Genomic DNA, 16,118 nt, shown 5'->3' on the forward strand with positions numbered 1-16,118 from the left:
CACCACCTCCTGGGCCGCCCGGGCCACCACCCGCCGCCGCGCCACCCCCACACCGCCGGACCCGGGGGGGGGGGGGGGCGGCGGGGCCGCCCCGCCCCGGCTCAGTTCGGGAACGCGTTCGGGTCCACGTCGGTGGTCGACGCGTTGCCGCCGACCACCGGGGTGAGCGTGATCGTCCAGATCGAGGCCGAGAACGACGTCGTCGTGAACTTGAACGTGTCGTCGAACTTGCTGAACGCGCAGTCCCGGGTGAAGCCCTTCTTCGCCGCGTTCCAGTCGACGCCCGACGCGGTGTAGACCCGGTAGGTCCCGTCGCGGATGCCCCGGGCCGTGTAGGTCCCGCCGCCGCGCACGTAGACGGTGAGCACCGGCTTCGGCTTCTTGCCCTTGGTCGGCACCAGGCTGACCGTGATGTCGTCGGCGCCGTTCTTGATCTTCAGGTGACCGGAGCCGCCCGAGTTCGAGCGCTTGAGGAAGGTGCCGGTCTTGAGGCGCCGCTTGGTCTCCTTCGGCGGCGCCGGCAGGAACCTGCCGAACTTGTACGCCGGGTCGGCGACGGCGAGCTTCTTGACGTCCTCGCGGATCCCCTCGGCCCAGCCGGATTGCAGCAGCGACGTCCACGGCGACGCGGCCGGGCAGTCCAGCTTCGCCGAGGCGGAGTCCTCGATCATGTCGCCCATGCTGTCCAGCTCGAGCGTCAGCTGCTCGTGCGCGGACTCGGCGCCGGCGGGCGGTGCGATCCCGGTCAGCTTCGCGGACTCGGCGCGGATCGCGGCCGCCGCGGCCGGGGCCGCCTTGGCGAAGGCCGCGCTGTCCGCCGTGTTGAGCCTGCCGAAGGCCGAGCCGATCGCCGTGTCGGCCGACGCCAGGGCCTGCGCATACTGCTCCGGGGACAGCGGGGCTGCGCCGGGCGACGCGCCGGCCGAGGAGCCGGCCCGCTTGTCGTCTCCGTCGCCGTCGCCGCTGCCGCCCAGCACCCGGACGCCTACGCAGCAGCCCAGCACGAGCACGACGGCGAGCCCGCCGCCGATCAGCGAGTTGCGCAGGGCGTTGCTCGGCTTCGCCGGCGGCCCAACAGGCGGATAGGGCTGACCCGGGAAGGGCTGCTGACCCGGGAAGGGCTGCTGACCCGGGAAGGGCTGCTGGCCCGGCGGTGGGTAGCCCGGCACCGGCTGGTCGGAGGCGGGGACGCCGGCGAAGGGCGCCGGCGGCGGGAACGGCGAGGAGACCCGGACCGTGACCGCCACGTTGCCGGCCGTCGGGGTCTGCACCACGACGACGGCGCCGTCGACGGTGCCCGGGGGCACCACCACGTTGAGCGGTCCGTGCACGGGCGACCAGACGACCTTGGTCGTGCCGGCGGCCGCCTCGGCCTGCGGGACCTCGATGATTGCGTTGCTGAAACCCGGATCCCCCGTCATGACGACGAGTATGGATCAGGCCCTCGGCCCCACGCTGCCCCCTGCCCCCCACCTGGCGGCAACGGATCGGTATCGACTGCCCGGGATCCGTGCTCGGGACGCGCTTCGGGGTGCGGCGGGCCGGTCGACGGCTTACCGTGAGGGATCGTCGACCTGGGAAGGCTGCGCCGTGCCACTGGAGGACTGGTTCCTGTCCGCGGACGAGCGTGGCAACCCGGATTCCCGGATACCCGTCTGGTGCCCCGGAAACACGATCGAGCCGCTGATTCACGGGAGCGCGTACTTCGACCGGCTCGCCACCGAGGTGGAGGCGCTCGGCGCCGGCGATCACCTGTTCTTCACCGACTGGCGCGGCGACCCCGACGAGCGGATGCGCGACGACGGGCCGACCGTCGCCGCGCTGTTCGCCTCCGCGGCCAAGCGCGGCGTCGTGGTCAAGGGCCTGCTCTGGCGCTCGCACCTGGACCGGCTGGCGTACAGCGAGGAGGAGAACCGCAGCCTCGGCGACGACGTCGCGGCCGCCGGCGGCGAGGTGCTGCTCGACCAGCGGGTCCGGCGCGGCGGCTCACACCACCAGAAGCTGGTCGTCCTGCGCCACGTCAGCGCGCCGGAGCGGGACATCGCGTTCGCCGGCGGCATCGACCTGTGCCACAGCCGGCGCGACGACGCCGACCACCGCGGCGACCCGCAGCCGATCGCGATGGCGGCCGCGTACGGCGAGCACCCGCCCTGGCACGACGTGCAGCTTGCGCTGCGCGGGCCGGTGGTCGGCGCCCTGGACCTGTCGTTCCGGGAGCGCTGGACCGATTCGGTGCCGCTGGACCAGCACGGCCCTATCGCCACGGTGCTGGACCGGCTGCGCCACGCGGACCTGCACCCCGACCCGCTGCCGCCGCAGCCGCCGGACCCGCCCGAATGCGGCCCGCACGACGTGCAGGTGATGCGCACCTACCCGGCGATGCGGCCGCCCTACGGCTTCGCCCGGCTCGGCGAGCAGAGCATCGCCCGCGGCTACACGAAGGCCATCAAACGGGCCCGCCGGCTGATCTACCTCGAGGACCAGTACCTGTGGTCGACCGAGGTCGCCCAGCTCTTCGCGACCGCGCTCAACGACAACCCGGAGCTGCACCTGATCGCGGTGGTGCCGCGGCACCCGGACGTCGACGGCCGGTTCGCGCTGCCGCCCAACCAGGTCGGGCGCGAGCAGGCCATCGAGCTGTGCCGCAGGGCCGCGCCGGACCGGGTGCACGTCTTCGACGTGGAGAACCACGCCGGCACCCCGGTCTACGTGCACGCCAAGGTCTGCGTCGTCGACGACGTCTGGGCGAGCACCGGCAGCGACAACTTCAACCGTCGTTCGTGGACCCACGACAGCGAGCTGTCCTGCGCGGTGCTGGATCGCACCCCCGACGACCGGGCCCCGGCGGATCCGGCCGGGCTCGGCGACGGCGCCCGCCGCTATGCCCGCGGGCTGCGGCTCGCGCTGCTGCGCGAGCACCTGGACCGCACCGACGACACGGACCTGCTCGATCCGGCCACGGCGGTGCGGGTGATCAACGAGGCGGCTGAGGCCGTACGGGATTGGCATGCGGGAGGGGAACGGGGACCGCGCCCACCGGGGCGGCTCGTGCCGCACCGCACGGAACGACTCCCCTGGCACCAGCGATTCTGGGCAGTGCCGGCATATCGGATGATCTACGACCCGGACGGGCGGCCGTGGCGGGCCCGCCGGGCCGGCGACTGGTAGTGCCAGGCATACCCCGCAACTAGCCGTGGACGGCTGGGAACGACCGGGCCCCGCTGGCTACCGTGGCGCCGTGACTACCGATGAAGCCCCCTGGCAGGCCCGCTACCTGCTGTCCGCCGGCCCGTGGCGCGCGCTGCTCTACGTCCTCACGACGGTTCCGTTCGCCGGTCTGACCGGTTTCGGCGTCGGCATGCTGATCCTGCCGTGGCTGGCCGCCGGGCTCCGGCTCCACGACGGCCGGATGCTGGACGGGCCACTGCTGTTCCTGATGGTCACCGCCCTGGTCATGTTCGCCGGGCTCGGCCCGCTGATCGCGATCCCCCTGGCGGCGATCGAGCGCGGCCGCCTGGGGCTTGTCGATCCGCGCCCGGTGCGCTCCGGGCACCGGCCGACCGCGCCGGACCCGGTGAGCTGGCTGCGGGTGCGCTACACCGAGGCGGCCACCTGGCGCGAGGTGCTCTACGCCGTCCTGCTGGGCCTGGTGGTCCCGGTCGTCTACGGCGGCTTCGCGCTGCTCGCGCTGATCGACGTCGGGCTCATCGTGAGCCCGCTGTTCGCGGCGACCGGCACCGACTCCTGGCAGTTCGGCGTCTTCACCGTGCACTCGACCGCGCAGGCGATCCCGCTGTCGATCCTCGGGCTGGTGATGGCCCCGGTGCTCCTGCACCTGCTCGGCCTCGTCTCGGCCGGCCAGGCGGCGACCGCCCGCGGCCTGCTCGGCGAGCGGGACGGCACCGCCCTGCACGAGGTGGCGCAGTCGCGGGCCCGGCTCGCCGACGCGTTCGAGGCCGAACGCCGCCGCATCGAACGAGACCTGCACGACGGCGCACAACACCGGCTCACCAGCCTTACGCTGCAACTCGGCATGGCGCGCCTGGACGTGCCGGAGGACTCGCCGGCGGCGGCACCGCTGGCGCAGGCGCACGACGAGGCGAAGGAGCTCATGGTGGTGCTGCGGGAGCTGATACACGGCATCCGGCCGCAGTCGCTCGCCGACCTGGGGCTGCCCGCCGCGCTGCGCGAGCTCGCCGGCCGATCGCCGCTGCCGGTGACGATCACGGTGGCCGACGGGCTCGCCCGCCCGGCGCCGCACGTCGAGGGCTGCGCCTACTTCGTGGCGTCCGAGACGCTGGCCAACGTGGTCCGGCACAGCGGGGCGACCCGCGCCGACCTGCTGCTCGCGCAGACCGCCGGCATGCTGGTGCTGGAGGTGCGCGACGACGGCCGGGGCGGCGCCGACCCGGCCGGCGGCACCGGCCTGACCGGGCTCGCCGATCGGGTAGCCGCGGTCGGCGGGCGGGTGCTGCTGGCCAGCCCCGCCGGCGGCCCCACGCTCATCCGGGCGGAGCTGCCGTGCCGGAGCTGACCCGGGTGGTGCTCGCCGAGGACGGCGTCCTGCTGCGCGAGGGCCTGGTCGGGGTGCTGTCCCGCTTCGGCTTCGAGGTGGTGGCCGCGGTCGGCGACGGCCCGGCCCTGCTGGCGGCCGCCGCGGAGCACCGGCCGGACCTGGTGATCACGGACATCCGGATGCCGCCCGGCCACACCGACGAGGGCCTGCGCGCGGCGGTCACCCTGCGCCGGCAGCGGCCCGGCCTGGCGGTGGTCGTGCTGAGCCAGTACGTGCAGGAGGAGTACGCGTCGGCCCTGCTGGACACCGGCGACGGCCTGCGGGTCGGCTACCTGCTCAAGGACCGCGTCGTCGACGTGCGGGACTTCGTGGCGGCCCTGCGCACGGTCCTGGGCGGCGGCACCGTCGTCGACCCGGAGGTGGTGCGCCGGCTGCTGCGCCGCACCCGGGACCCACTGGAGGCGCTGTCGGCCCGCGAGCGGGAGGTGCTGGCGCTGGTCGCGGAGGGCCACTCGAACTCGGCGATCGCCGCGCGGCTCTTCGTGACGGAGGCCGCAGTCGGCAAGCACGTGGGCAGCATCCTGGCGAAGCTGGGGTTGCCGCCGGCCGAGGACACCAACCGCCGCGTCCTGGCGGTCCTCGCCTATCTGCGCGGTGCGCCCTAGTCGAGGGTCCAGGTGGCGGGCGCCCAGATCGGCGCCGACTCGTCGCCGGTGAGACGCAGGCCGATCCGCCACGCCTGCATCGGCGGCCGCCCCGCCGCCTCCCAGCGGTCGACGATCTCCACGGCGCGCTCACCGTACTCGCCCGCCCGCGCTCCCCCGGCCAGCACCGAGCCGTCGGGCAGGACCGCCGCGCCGCCGGTGCCCGTCTCGTCCAGCAGCACCAGGCAGCTCTGGTCGCGCCCCCGCACCGCGGCGTGGGTGGCGCGTTCGCTCCACACCCCGGCCGCGTACCACAGGTCGCGGTAGACGAGCGAGTCCAGCGGCTCGGCCCAGCGCGGCGGCGCGAACTCGGCGACCGCGGCGAGGGTCCCGGACGGCGCCGGGGCCGGATGCGAGCGCGGATGCGCGGCGGTGAGCGGGCCGGCGGCGCTCATGAAGCCGGACGGGCAGACCACCGTCGCGGTCACCGGCCCCTCGGCGGTGCCACGGACCGCGAGGACGGGGTGGGTGCCGGCGTGCTCGACCGGTACCACGACGGGACCGGGCCGGGCCTGCTCCAGCCACTGTGGAGAGACTCCGGCGACGCCGACGGTGACGATCGCGCGGTCGAAGCGCTCGCCCGGCACGCCCGCGTAGCCGTCGCCGGCGATGACCCGTACCCCGTCGATGCCGGCGGCGGCCAGCGCGGACCGGGCCCGGTCCGCGACGTCGGCCTGCACGTCCACGCTGGTGACCTGCGTGCCGAGGACCGCGAGCAGCGCGGCGTTGTAGCCGGTGCCGGCGCCGATCTCCAGGACCCGGTCGCCGGGCCGCACGTCGAGCGCGGCCAGCATGATCGCCATGAGCGAGGGCTGGCTGGACGAGCTGACCGGCATGCCGCCGTCGACCTTGGTGATCAGCACGTCGTCGCGGTAGACGGCCTCGAGGAATCCCGCCGAGCCGGGCCGGGCCCAGGATCCGTCGCGGCGCTGGAATCCCCCGGAGACGAACGCCTCCCGTGCCACGGCGCCGAAGGCCGCGGCGAGCTCGGGCGTCAGCGGTGCGCCGTGGCGGTGGATCTCCTCCACGAGGCCCCGGCGCAATTCGCTCACCTGTCCACCGTACGGCCGCAGCGTCCGAACCGGATACGGTGACGACCGTGGACAACTCCAGGGCCGGCGCCATCCTCGGCTTCGACGTGACCGAGCCGGCCGAGCTCGTCCTGCGGATCGCCGCAGCCCGGCCGCTGGCCGAGACCCTCACGGTCACCAGCGGCGGGCGGGAGGTAGAGGCGGTGGAGCTGCCCGGCCGGCTGCACTACGTCCGGGCGCCCCGGGGCGAGCTGCGGCTGACCTACGCGGCCGAGGTCGCCGCCGGCGGCCCGGAGCCCGACGGCGTCACCGAGGTCGAGCGGATCGTCGCGCTGCGGCCGAGCCGGTACTGCCCGTCGGACCGGCTGGCCGGCTTCGCGGCCACCATGTTCGGCGGGCTGGGCGACCACACCGCCACCGTACGGGCGATCACCACCTGGGTCTTCGAGCACCTGAGCTACCAACCCGGCAGCAGCGGGCCCACCACCGACGCGGCGGACACGCTGCTCGACGGCCGCGGCGTCTGCCGGGACTACGCGCACCTCGTCGCCACCCTGTGCCGGGCGCTGAACGTGCCCGCCCGGGTCGCCGCGGTCTACGCGCCCGGACTGTCCCCCATGGACTTCCACCTGGTGGCCGAGACGGCGCTGGACGGGCGGTGGCGGGTCTGGGACGCGACCCGGCTCGCGCCCCGGCAGACCCTGATCCGCATCGCCGACGGCCGCGACGCCGCCGACACCGCGCTGGAGACGACCCTGTCCGGCCGGCTGAGCATGCCGGAGCTGACCATCACCGCGGTGGCCGGCGGCGATCTCCCGGCCGACGACCACCTCGCGCTCGTGGAGCTGCGGTAGCGGCTACCTGCGCACCCGGTAGGTCAGGTGAGTGACCCCGGTGCCCTGCACGACCAGCGGGTCCGCCAGGCGGACGGGGGTCTTCGCCAGGCCGCCGAAGAACGGGATGCCCGCGCCCAGCAGCACCGGCACCAGCGACACCACGATCTCGTCCAGCACGCCGGCGTCGAGGTACTGCTGTGTCAGCGTCGGCGTCGAGACCGCGACGATCCGGTCGCCGGCGACCCGCTTGGCGGCCTCGAGGGCGCGCAGCGCGTCGTCGTAGAACGTCGTCGTCGAGTCGGCGCGCGGCCAGCCCTCCGGGACCGAGTGGCTGACCACGAAGATCGGCGCGCCGACCGGATGGGTGCCGCCCCAGCCCTGCGTCTGGTCGAAGTTGCGCCGGCCGGTGAGCAGCGCGCCGACCGCTCCGGAGAACGCCGGCCGCAGGTGCTCGGCGCTCGCCTCGGACACCTTGAAGGTGAGGCGCCCGTCGACCGTGGGGACCTCCACGGTCCCGTTGCCGTACCAGCCGAACAGCTCGTCGACCTCGCCGTGCGGGTTCCCGATGTATCCGTCCAGCGACATCGACATCTCCGCGACCACCTTGGCCATGATCATCAACTCCTTCTCTGAGGTTGCCTTCACCCTCTGGTCGGAGCCGCCGCGGCGTTCTCTACGTCACCGTCTCGTACCGGGCCCGCAGAACCGCGACGTCGGGGCGGCCGATCAGGCGCAGCCGGGCCATGCCGCCGTCCGGGAAGATGTCCAGGCGCGCGTGGGTCGCCGCCGGCACCACCGACACCGGGAAGCGGTGCCGGGTGTCCGGCGAGAGCCGGACCTGCGGCAGCAGGTCGAACCAGTCGCTCGGGTCGTCGAGCAGCCCGGTGCGCGCGTCGATGCCGCGCAGCGTGGCGCTGCCGGGCGCGTTGCCCTTGAAGTGGCTGGTGTCCAGGTCGGCCAGCTCGATCACCGAGGGCACGGCGAGCTGCACGAGCACCCAGTCGTTGCCGTCGTCGCGGCGCCGTGACGTCTCCCAGCCGTCGCCCATGGAGCCGGCCAGGCCGGGCATGATGATGTTCTGCGGGTGGCCGTAGAACATGTTGCTGCAGCCCGCGATCCGGCCGCCGTACTCGGCCGCGGCCACGTCGAAGACGCTCGGCAGCAGCCCCGGATCCGGCACGACCTCGCCGTGCACCCGCAGCCGGGCCACCCCGCCGTCCGGATAGATGTTGAGCCGCACGTGGGTGAACCGCTGGCTGGAGTCGACGTGGAAGAGGTTGCGGCTGTCGCCGGACAGCGGCGAGCGGGGCACCAGCGGCACCCAGCTCGCCTCGGCCAGCTGGATCGGGTCCGGATAGCCCTCGAGCGCGCAGCCGTCGACCGAGGCGTGCGGCGGGAAGTTGCCGGTGAAGAACGCCGTGTCGATGTCGACGCCGTGCACGATGCCGGGCGCGCCGAGCCGGATGATCGCCGTGTCGTAGCCGGGCTGGCGCCGGCGGCGGGTCTCCCAGCCGTCGTACACCTGGCCCTTCTGCCCGAAGGTCCTCGGCGCGAATTCCGGCGCGGCCGGCTCGACCAGGTGATCGGCGGCGGCGAACAACTCGTCGTTGGCGAACACCACCCCGCCGCCGAAGACGCGCGACGCCAGGTCGGGCAGGCGCGTGAACTCTTCCATCAGATCTCCCGGGTCAGTAGGACGCCGCGCGGCGCGTCGCCGGTCACGGCCCGTCCGCGCAGCCAGGTCGTGCGCACCACGCCCGTCAGGACCTTTCCCGCGTACGGCGTGACGGGGTTGCGGTGGTGCAGTTGGGCGGGGTCGACGGTGAAGCTCGCCTCGGGGTCGAAGGCGACCAGGTCGGCGTCGGCGCCGACGGCGATCCGCCCCTTGCGCAGCAGGCCGACCAGGTCGGCGGGGCGCCGGGCCATCCAGCTCACCACGTCGGCGAGGGTGTGCCCGCGCGCCCGCGCCGCCGTCCAGATCACCGGCAGGCCGAGCTGCACCGAGGCGATGCCGCCCCAGGCCGCCGCGAAGTCACCGGTGTCCCGGCGCTTGAGCTCGGGCGTGCAGGGCGAGTGGTCGCTGACGACGCAGGTGATGAGGCCGCCGGCGAGCGCGGCCCAGAGCCGGTCGGCGTTGGCGCCGTCGCGGATCGGCGGGCAGCACTTGAACTCGGTCCCGCCGCACGGGATCTCCTCGGCGGACAGGGTCAGGTAGTGCGGGCAGGTCTCGGCGGTGATCCGCACGCCGTCCGCCCGGGCCGCCTCGATCAGCGGCAGCGCGCCCGCCGCGGACAGGTGCAGGATGTGCACGCGGGCGCCGGCCGCGCGGGCGACCTCGATCGCGGTCGCCACGGCCGCGTGCTCGGAGTCGGGCGGCCGGGAGGCGAGGAAATCCGCGTACGCCGGGGAGGACACGGCGGCGTGCAGCCGGTCGGGGTCCTCGGCGTGCACCACGAACTGCGCGTCGACCGCCGCGAGCGCCTCGCCCAGCTGGTCGGGGCTCAGCGGCGGAAACTCGGGCACGCCGGAGTCCGCGAGGAACGCCTTGAAGCCGTACACGCCGGCGGCGTGCAGGGCGGGCAGCGCGGCGGCGTTGCCGGGGATCGCGCCGCCCCAGAAGCCGACGTCGACGTGGATCTTGCCGCGCGCGGCGTCCTGTTTGACCGCCAGCGCGGCGACGTCGACGGTCGGCGGCAGGCTGTTGAGCGGCATGTCCACGATGGCGGTGACCCCGCCCGCGGCCGCCGCCCGGGTGGCCGTCTCGAAGCCCTCCCACTCGGTGCGGCCGGGCTCGTTGACGTGCACGTGCGTGTCGACCAGCCCGGGCAGCAGGGCCAGGTCGCCCAGGTCCACGTCCTCGGCGGCCTCGAGCGCCGCGCCGTGCTCGTCGACGGCGACGATCCGGCCCGCGCTGATCGAGACCGCGGCGGGGTGTTCGCCGCCCGCGGTGACGACGCGGCGGGACCGCAGCACGAGATCGACCATGGGCCGAGCCTAGCCGCCGGGCGTCGCCCGCCGGCCGGGTCAGGCAAAGCCGCCCCGCCCCCGCCGGCCGGTGCCCGCTCAGCGGAAGGCGGACAGCTCGTCGCGGGTGAAGCCCACGTCATCGAGCGCGCCGCAGTCCAGGCCGCGGAGCAGGAAGCCGGCCAGCGCCCGGGCCGTGGCCGGCTCGTCCAGGATGCCGCCCGACTGGCGGTCCAGATAGCGGCGCAGGCGCATCGCGGCCGCGTCCGCCCCGTCGGCGAAGAACGCGTAGGTGGCCGCGAACCGGGTCGGCAGCTGCGCCGGGTGCAGGTCCCAGCCCTGGTAGAAGCCGCGCTCCAGGGACCGGCGGACGAGCCGGTGGTGCAGCGCCCAGGCGTCGTGCACGGCCACGTCCGTGCCGACCGGCAGGATGTTGGTCGAGCCGTCGCAGAGCCGCACCCCGGTGCCGGCCGCGGCGGCCTGGATGACCGCCTTGGCGTAGTCGGCGACCGGGTGGTCCATCGCCTGGTAGGCCGCCGCCACCCCGGCCGCCGCGCTGTAGTCGTACGTGCCGTAGTGCAGGCCGGTGCAGCGGCCCTCGGCCGCCGTGATGAGCCGGGCCACCGTGGCCGTGCCGTCCGCACCCAGCACCGCCGACGGCAGCTCGATCTGGATCTCGAACCGCATCGTGCCGGCCGCCAGCCCGTACGCGCGTTCCATCCGCTCGCAGAGCGAGACCATCGCCTCGACCTGATCCGGGCCGCTGACCTTGGGCAGCGTGACGATGAACGGCTCGGACCAGAGCGACAGGAACAGGTCGAGGGTGCGCAGCGCGCGGCGCCGGGTCGCGGCCTCCAGCGACTTGATCCGGATGCCCAGGAACGGCGGCCGGGCGCCGTCGGCGAGCACGGCGACGGCCGCCTTGACCGCGGCGTCCTCCTGGTCGTCGTCGCGGACGCCGTAGCCGTCCTCGAAGTCGATGCGCAGGTCCTCGATCGGCTCGGCGACGAGCTTGGCCCGGACCCGGTCGGCGAGCGCGGCCGGGAACGGCAGCGGCGGGTGCTCGTCCAGCGCCGCCAGCGCGGTGCCGCCCCAGTCCCGGAAGCCGCCGATGCGGTCGGCCGGGATGTAGACGGTGTGCACCGGCTGGCGGCCGGGGCGCTCCCCCGGATAGCGCGCCGCGAGGAACGCGTCGTGGACGGCGAGCCGGCCGTCGAGCGCCGCGTAGTCCTCGTCGCTGAGCCGCATCGTCAGTCGATCGAGTCGTAGGCGGCCGTCGTGAGGAAGTCCGCGAAGTCGTCGGCCAGCGCCACCCGCTCGAACAGCTTGCGGGCGTCGTCGAAGCGGCTGCCCGCCCACGCCTGGTCGCCGAGCGCGTCACGGATCTTGGCGAGCTCCTCGTCCTCGATCCGCCCGACCAGGTCCGCGGTGATCGCGGTGCCGTCGTCGAGGCGCACCCCGTTGTGGATCCACTGCCAGACCTGGGAGCGGGAGATCTCCGCGGTGGCCGCGTCCTCCATCAGGTTGAAGATGGCGACCGCGCCGTTGCCGCGCAGCCAGGCCTCCAGGTATTGCAGTGCCACCGAGACGTTGCTCCGCAGGCCGGCCTCGGTCACCGCGCCGCCGGTGGCGGCCACGTCGAGCAGGTGCGCGGCATCGACGGTCACGTCGTCGCGCCGGCGGTCGAGCTGGTTGGGCCGGTCGCCCAGCACCCGGTCGAAGATCTCCCGGCAGACCGGCACCAGGTCGGGGTGGGCGACCCAGGAGCCGTCGAAGCCGTCGCCGGCCTCCCGCTCCTTGTCCTCCCGGACCTTGGCGAGGGCCACCTCGTTGACCGCGGGGTCGCGCCGGCTCGGGATGAACGCCGCCATCCCGCCCATCGCGAAGGCGCCGCGCCGGTGGCAGGTCGAGACGAGCAGCTCCGTGTAGGCCCGCATGAACGGCGCCGTCATCGTCACCGCGGCCCGGTCGGGCAGCACCATCGCCGGATTGTCGCGGAAGTACTTGATGATGCTGAACAGGTAGTCCCAGCGGCCCGCGTTGAGCCCCGCGAGGTGCGGACGCAGGCTGTAGATGATCTCGTCCATCTCGAACGCGGCCGGAATCGTCTCGATGAGCACGGTGGCCCGGATGGTGCCGACCGGGATGCCGAGCGCCTCCTGCGCGTAGGTGAAGACGTCGTTCCAGAGCGCGGCCTCGCGGTGCGACTCCATCTTGGGCAGGTAGAAGTACGGCCCGCTGCCGCGGCTGATCAGCTCGGCGGCGTTGTGGAAGAAGTAGAGCCCGAAGTCGACAAGCGCGCCGACGGCGGACTCGCCGTCGACCGGCAGGTGCCGCTCGTCGAGGTGCCAGCCGCGCGGGCGCATCACGATCGTCGGGTACGGCCCGTCGCCCAGCTCGTAGGTCTTGGCGGGCGTCCGCAGGGTGATGGTGCGCCGGATCGCGTCGTAGAGGTTCTGCTGGCCGTCCACCACGTTGGCCCAGTGCGGGGTGTTGGCGTCCTCGAGGTCGGCGAGCCACACCTTGGCGCCGGAGTTGAGCGCGTTGATGGTCATCTTGCGCTCGGTCGGACCGGTGATCTCCACCCGCCGGTCCGTGAGGTCGGCCGGCGCGGCGGGCACCGTCCAGTCGCCCGCCCGGATGTCGGCCGTCTCGGGCAGGAACCCGAGCGTGCCGCCGGCGGCGATCTCGGCACGGCGTGCGGCACGGGCGGCAAGCAGCTCGTTGCGGCGCGGCCGGAATCGCCGGTTCAGATCGGCGACGAACGCCACGGCCTCGTCGGACAGAATTTCGGTCACGGTCTGCGACTCCCCTCGAAACGCGAATCTCCGGTTACCGTATCGGTCCCAGGGCGTTCCGCACCTTACGGACTTTCACTATCCTTTTGCGGTGGGAAAGTTACGCGGTTCTTCCCGCCGCCGGCGCTGTGTAAACGATCACAGATACCACTCCGCCACGGCGGGCGGCGCGTCGTCGCTGGTCACCGTGCCCTCGATCAGGCCGTACGGCCGGTCGCCGGCGATGAACACCTCGTTGGGATTCTCCAGGTCGAACGGCGACAGATCGACGAGGTAATGATGCTTGTTGGGCAGCGCGAGCCGGATCTCGGCGATCTCGGTCCGGCTTTTCAGGACCCGTGAGCCCATGGCGTACAGGGTCTGCTGCAACGAGTAGCTGTAGGTGTTGACGAAGGCGTTGACCATCGCGTCCTTCGCGCCCTCGAACGATTCGTCCCAGTCACCGGCGGCCGACCGGTGCCGCCAGCGGGCCTCGACCTCGGTGGCCAGGATCCGCTCGGTCGTCTCGGGCAGCGTCGTGTAGCGGTCGCGGGGGAAACCGTGGAACTCCGAGGCGGTCGAGTTGAGCAGCACCAGGTCCTTCAGCCCGGACACCACCTGCTCCCCGGCCGGCGAGACGTGGACCGTCGCCGTGCGGACGAAGTCGCCCGCCCGCCGGAACGAGTGCGGGCCCAGCCGCTCCCAGCCGAACGACTCGATGCCCACCACCGCGCCGGAGACCTGCGGCTGCGTCGCGACGAAGTGCCGGGCCAGCAGCAGCCCGAACGCCTCGGGCGAGGCGACGCCGTGCTCGCGGGCGAACGCGTACACGGTGTTCTTCATCGTGTCGGTGGGCAGCACGCCGGAGTTGTCGCCGGTCAGGTGGGTCGCCGCGAGATCGCCGGACAGCGCGACGCTCACGTTCAGGTCGAGCAGCCCATGGGTGTCGCCGGCCCGGGTGACGCGCACCAGGCGCGTCTCCGCCTTGCCGTAACGGTTGCTGCCCAGCACGATCGCCACGCCCGTCAACTCCCTCGATAGGTGGTGTAGCCGTAGCGGCTCAGCAGCAGCGGCACGTGGTAGTGCCGCTCCGGGTCGTGCACGTGGAACGCGACGGTGATCTCCGGGAAGAACGCCTCACCGCCCAGATAGGGCTCCACATAGAAGACGAGCCGGTAGCCGCCCGCCTGCCAGTCGTGCATGGGCACCTGGTGCCGCAGCCGGCCGTCGTCGTCGGTGCGGCCCTCGGCGATCAGCCGCCAGCCGTCCGAGTCGCGCCGCTCCAGCCGCACGTAGACGTCGCGGGCGGGGTCGCCGGTCACCGTGTCCAGGATGTGGGTGGAGATCTTGGCGTGGAACCGCGCCGCCGTGCCGTCAGCCGAGGGCATCCAGCAGCCTCTCCAGTCGCAGCAGAGCGATCTTGCGTAGCTCGCCGGCGACGACGGCCCGCTCGGTCTGCTCGTCGTTGCCGATCCGGGCCCGCGCCTCCGCCAGGATCTCCTCCTGCGACCGCCCGCTCGCGAAGATCAGGAAGACGTGCCCGAACCTGTCCTCATAGGCGTGATTCGCGGCGGTCAAGGCGGCCGTGGTCTCGGCGTCCGCGCTGCTCGCGGCCGCCGACTGCTCCCGCCGCGACCACGCCGCCTCCATCGAGTCGCCCCGCGCCCGCTCCCCGATCCGCGGATGCGCGGACAGGCCAAGCAGGACGTCATCCCAGCTCAGGGCGCGTGCGGCCGCGTCGGCCGCGGCCAGGACGGCCGCCCTTGACGGGTACGGGCGCCGCGCCGTCACCGCGCGGCCCCAGGCGGGCGCGGCGCACACGGCGAGCAGGTCCGCCTCGAGCTTCTCGGCGGGCAGGGAGTTGAGAACGTCGATCCGGTCCACCGCTCACCCCCAGTTTCCGAACGGTCAGTCAAGCAGCCCGGCATCCGATCTTGCACTGCTTTCCCCGCAAATTAACACGCCCGGCCCGTGCCGCCGGCCGGTCCGCCCGGGTGCGCGAGACTTGTCCGGTGCTGATCGCCACGCAAGCCCTGCCCGACCTGCCGATCCGGGCCGTGCTGCCGGCGGTCGGCGCCGTCCTCGCCGAGGCGGGCGCGGCGGTGCTGGTCGCGCCGCCCGGCACCGGCAAGACGACCCTGGTCCCGCTGGCCCTGGCCGGGCCCGAGGGCGCCGGCCGGGTCGTGGTGGCCGAGCCCCGCCGGGTCGCGGCCCGGGCGGCGGCCCGCCGCATGGCGGCCCTGCTGGGCGAGCAGGTCGGCGACCGGGTCGGCTACACCGTCCGCGGCGACCGCCGGGTCGGCGCCGGGACCCGCGTCGAGGTGGTGACGACCGGCGTCCTGGTACGCCGCCTGCAGCGCGACCCGGAGCTGGCCGGAACCGCGGTCGTGATCCTGGACGAGTGCCACGAGCGCCACCTCGACACCGACCTCGCCCTGGCCTTCCTGATCGAGGTCCGCGCGGCCCTGCGCCCGGACCTGCGGGTCCTGGCGACCTCGGCGACGGCCGAGTCCCACCGCCTGTCCGAGATCCTGGGCGGCGCCCCGGTCATCGAGGCGAAGGCGGCCCTGCACCCGGTGGAGGTCCACTGGTGCCCGCCGCCGCAGCCGGTCGCGCCCCCGCACGGCCTGCGGGTCGACCCGAAGCTCCTCGACCACGTGGCGGCCACCGTGCGCCGGGCCCTCGCCGACGGCGACGGCGACGTGCTGGCCTTCCTGCCGGGCGCCCGGGAGATCGAGACGGTCGCGTCCCGGCTGCGCGGCGGCGACGCCGAGGTGGTGGCCCTGCACGGCAGGCTGCCGGGCGCCGCGCAGGACGCCGCGCTGCGCCCCAGCCCGGTACGCCGGGTGGTGCTGGCCACCGCGGTCGCGGAGAGCAGCCTGACCGTGCCCGGCGTCCGCGCCGTCGTCGACGCGGGCCTGAGCCGGGTGCCCCGGATGGACCACGGCCGGGGCCTCGGCACCCTCGTCACGGTCGGGGTCTCGCGCGCCTCGGCGACGCAGCGGGCCGGACGGGCGGGCCGGGAGGCGCCGGGCCGGGTCTACCGCTGCTGGTCGCAGGCCCAGCACGACCGGCTGCCGGCGCAGCCCGAGCCGGAGGTGGCGGCCGCCGACCTGACCGGCTTCGCGCTGGACCTGGCGCTGTGGGGTCACCCCGACGGCAGCGGCCTCAGCCTGCCGGACCCGCCGCCGGCCGGCGCGATGCATCAGCCAGTATCCGGCAAACTACACGCCCTCGGGGCTGGTCATGTAGTAGGTCACCCGACCGCCGGGCGTGAGGTCGTGGTCGAC

Annotated in this window: 15 protein-coding genes; 5 read left to right on the forward strand and 10 right to left on the reverse strand. The window is 74.0% G+C overall.

The window, feature by feature from the left end; genetic code table 11:
- Nucleotides 1-101: 101 nt before the first annotated feature.
- A complete protein-coding gene (locus AB0F10_RS33790) occupies nt 102-1,421 on the reverse strand; it encodes a hypothetical protein (RefSeq protein WP_360634498.1) in 1,320 nt (439 codons plus the stop codon).
- 169 nt (nt 1,422-1,590) lie between these two features.
- Here AB0F10_RS33790 and AB0F10_RS33795 point away from each other — a divergent pair, with 169 nt between their 5' ends.
- From AB0F10_RS33795 to AB0F10_RS33805, 3 genes are all read left to right on the forward strand, one after another.
- Entirely contained in the window at nt 1,591-3,168 is a 1,578-nt protein-coding gene (locus AB0F10_RS33795; protein WP_360634501.1) for a phospholipase D-like domain-containing protein, read from the forward strand.
- A gap of 70 nt (nt 3,169-3,238) precedes the next feature.
- Nucleotides 3,239-4,534: a sensor domain-containing protein gene (locus tag AB0F10_RS33800; protein ID WP_360634504.1), complete on the forward strand. Its 1,296-nt coding sequence runs from the start codon at nt 3,239-3,241 to the stop codon at nt 4,532-4,534.
- Nucleotides 4,522-5,181 carry a response regulator transcription factor gene (locus AB0F10_RS33805; RefSeq protein WP_360634507.1) on the forward strand — a complete coding sequence of 220 codons (660 nt, stop codon included), beginning with the start codon at nt 4,522-4,524 and terminating at the stop codon, nt 5,179-5,181. Before AB0F10_RS33800 ends, AB0F10_RS33805 begins: the two co-directional genes overlap by 13 nt.
- Here the strand turns inward: AB0F10_RS33805 and AB0F10_RS33810 are convergent.
- Nucleotides 5,178-6,272, reverse strand: a complete 1,095-nt coding sequence (locus AB0F10_RS33810) for a methyltransferase domain-containing protein (protein ID WP_360634510.1) — start codon at nt 6,270-6,272, stop codon at nt 5,178-5,180. The two genes, AB0F10_RS33805 and AB0F10_RS33810, sit on opposite strands and share 4 nt — an antisense overlap.
- A 47-nt stretch (nt 6,273-6,319) precedes the next feature.
- Here AB0F10_RS33810 and AB0F10_RS33815 point away from each other — a divergent pair, with 47 nt between their 5' ends.
- Nucleotides 6,320-7,105 carry a transglutaminase-like domain-containing protein gene (locus AB0F10_RS33815; protein ID WP_360634513.1) on the forward strand — a complete coding sequence of 262 codons (786 nt, stop codon included), beginning with the start codon at nt 6,320-6,322 and terminating at the stop codon, nt 7,103-7,105.
- A gap of 3 nt (nt 7,106-7,108) precedes the next feature.
- Here AB0F10_RS33815 and AB0F10_RS33820 read toward each other — a convergent pair whose 3' ends face one another.
- From AB0F10_RS33820 to uraD, 8 genes are all read right to left on the reverse strand, one after another.
- The gene (locus AB0F10_RS33820; protein ID WP_360634516.1) at nt 7,109-7,699 is read right to left on the reverse strand and encodes a dihydrofolate reductase family protein; all 591 of its coding nucleotides are present in this window, start codon (nt 7,697-7,699) and stop codon (nt 7,109-7,111) included.
- Between the two features lie 61 nt (nt 7,700-7,760).
- On the reverse strand, nt 7,761-8,762 hold the full coding sequence (gene alc, locus AB0F10_RS33825) for an allantoicase (RefSeq protein WP_360634519.1): 1,002 nt from the start codon (nt 8,760-8,762) through the stop codon (nt 7,761-7,763).
- Nucleotides 8,762-10,072: an allantoinase AllB gene (allB, locus tag AB0F10_RS33830; protein ID WP_360634522.1), complete on the reverse strand. Its 1,311-nt coding sequence runs from the start codon at nt 10,070-10,072 to the stop codon at nt 8,762-8,764. The genes alc and allB overlap by 1 nt, the downstream gene beginning before the upstream one ends.
- Nucleotides 10,073-10,150: 78 nt before the next feature.
- Nucleotides 10,151-11,299, reverse strand: a complete 1,149-nt coding sequence (locus AB0F10_RS33835) for a DUF6986 family protein (RefSeq protein WP_360634524.1) — start codon at nt 11,297-11,299, stop codon at nt 10,151-10,153.
- Nucleotides 11,300-11,301: 2 nt separating this feature from the next.
- Nucleotides 11,302-12,849, reverse strand: a complete 1,548-nt coding sequence (gene aceB, locus AB0F10_RS33840; protein ID WP_360634527.1) for a malate synthase A — start codon at nt 12,847-12,849, stop codon at nt 11,302-11,304.
- A 138-nt stretch (nt 12,850-12,987) separates the two neighbouring features.
- A complete protein-coding gene (gene pucL, locus AB0F10_RS33845; RefSeq protein ID WP_360634530.1) occupies nt 12,988-13,848 on the reverse strand; it encodes a factor-independent urate hydroxylase in 861 nt (286 codons plus the stop codon).
- 5 nt (nt 13,849-13,853) lie between these two features.
- On the reverse strand, nt 13,854-14,216 hold the full coding sequence (gene uraH / locus AB0F10_RS33850; protein WP_360634533.1) for a hydroxyisourate hydrolase: 363 nt from the start codon (nt 14,214-14,216) through the stop codon (nt 13,854-13,856).
- Nucleotides 14,203-14,712 (reverse strand): 2-oxo-4-hydroxy-4-carboxy-5-ureidoimidazoline decarboxylase, encoded by a 510-nt coding sequence (gene uraD / locus AB0F10_RS33855; RefSeq protein WP_360634536.1) that lies wholly within the window; start codon nt 14,710-14,712, stop codon nt 14,203-14,205. The genes uraH and uraD overlap by 14 nt, the downstream gene beginning before the upstream one ends.
- Before the next feature lie 128 nt (nt 14,713-14,840).
- On the opposite strand from uraD, the gene AB0F10_RS33860 reads away from it, so the two are divergent.
- The coding region (locus AB0F10_RS33860) for a helicase-related protein (RefSeq protein WP_360634539.1) at nt 14,841-16,118 on the forward strand (1,278 nt) is incomplete at its 3' end.

The organism is Actinoplanes sp. NPDC026623 (genome assembly GCF_040638275.1).
Lineage (GTDB): Bacteria > Actinomycetota > Actinomycetes > Mycobacteriales > Micromonosporaceae > Actinoplanes.

Excerpts from the sequence above, each read along its gene's own strand:
- AB0F10_RS33790 (WP_360634498.1), bottom strand. The coding sequence starts at position 1,421 with ATGACGGGGGATCCGGGTTTCAGCAACGCAATCATCGAGGTCCCGCAG.
- AB0F10_RS33820 (WP_360634516.1), bottom strand. The coding sequence starts at position 7,699 with ATGGCCAAGGTGGTCGCGGAGATGTCGATGTCGCTGGACGGATACATC.
- alc (WP_360634519.1), bottom strand. The coding sequence starts at position 8,762 with ATGGAAGAGTTCACGCGCCTGCCCGACCTGGCGTCGCGCGTCTTCGGC.
- allB (WP_360634522.1), bottom strand. The coding sequence starts at position 10,072 with ATGGTCGATCTCGTGCTGCGGTCCCGCCGCGTCGTCACCGCGGGCGGC.
- AB0F10_RS33835 (WP_360634524.1), bottom strand. The coding sequence starts at position 11,299 with ATGCGGCTCAGCGACGAGGACTACGCGGCGCTCGACGGCCGGCTCGCC.
- uraH (WP_360634533.1), bottom strand. The coding sequence starts at position 14,216 with ATGCCCTCGGCTGACGGCACGGCGGCGCGGTTCCACGCCAAGATCTCC.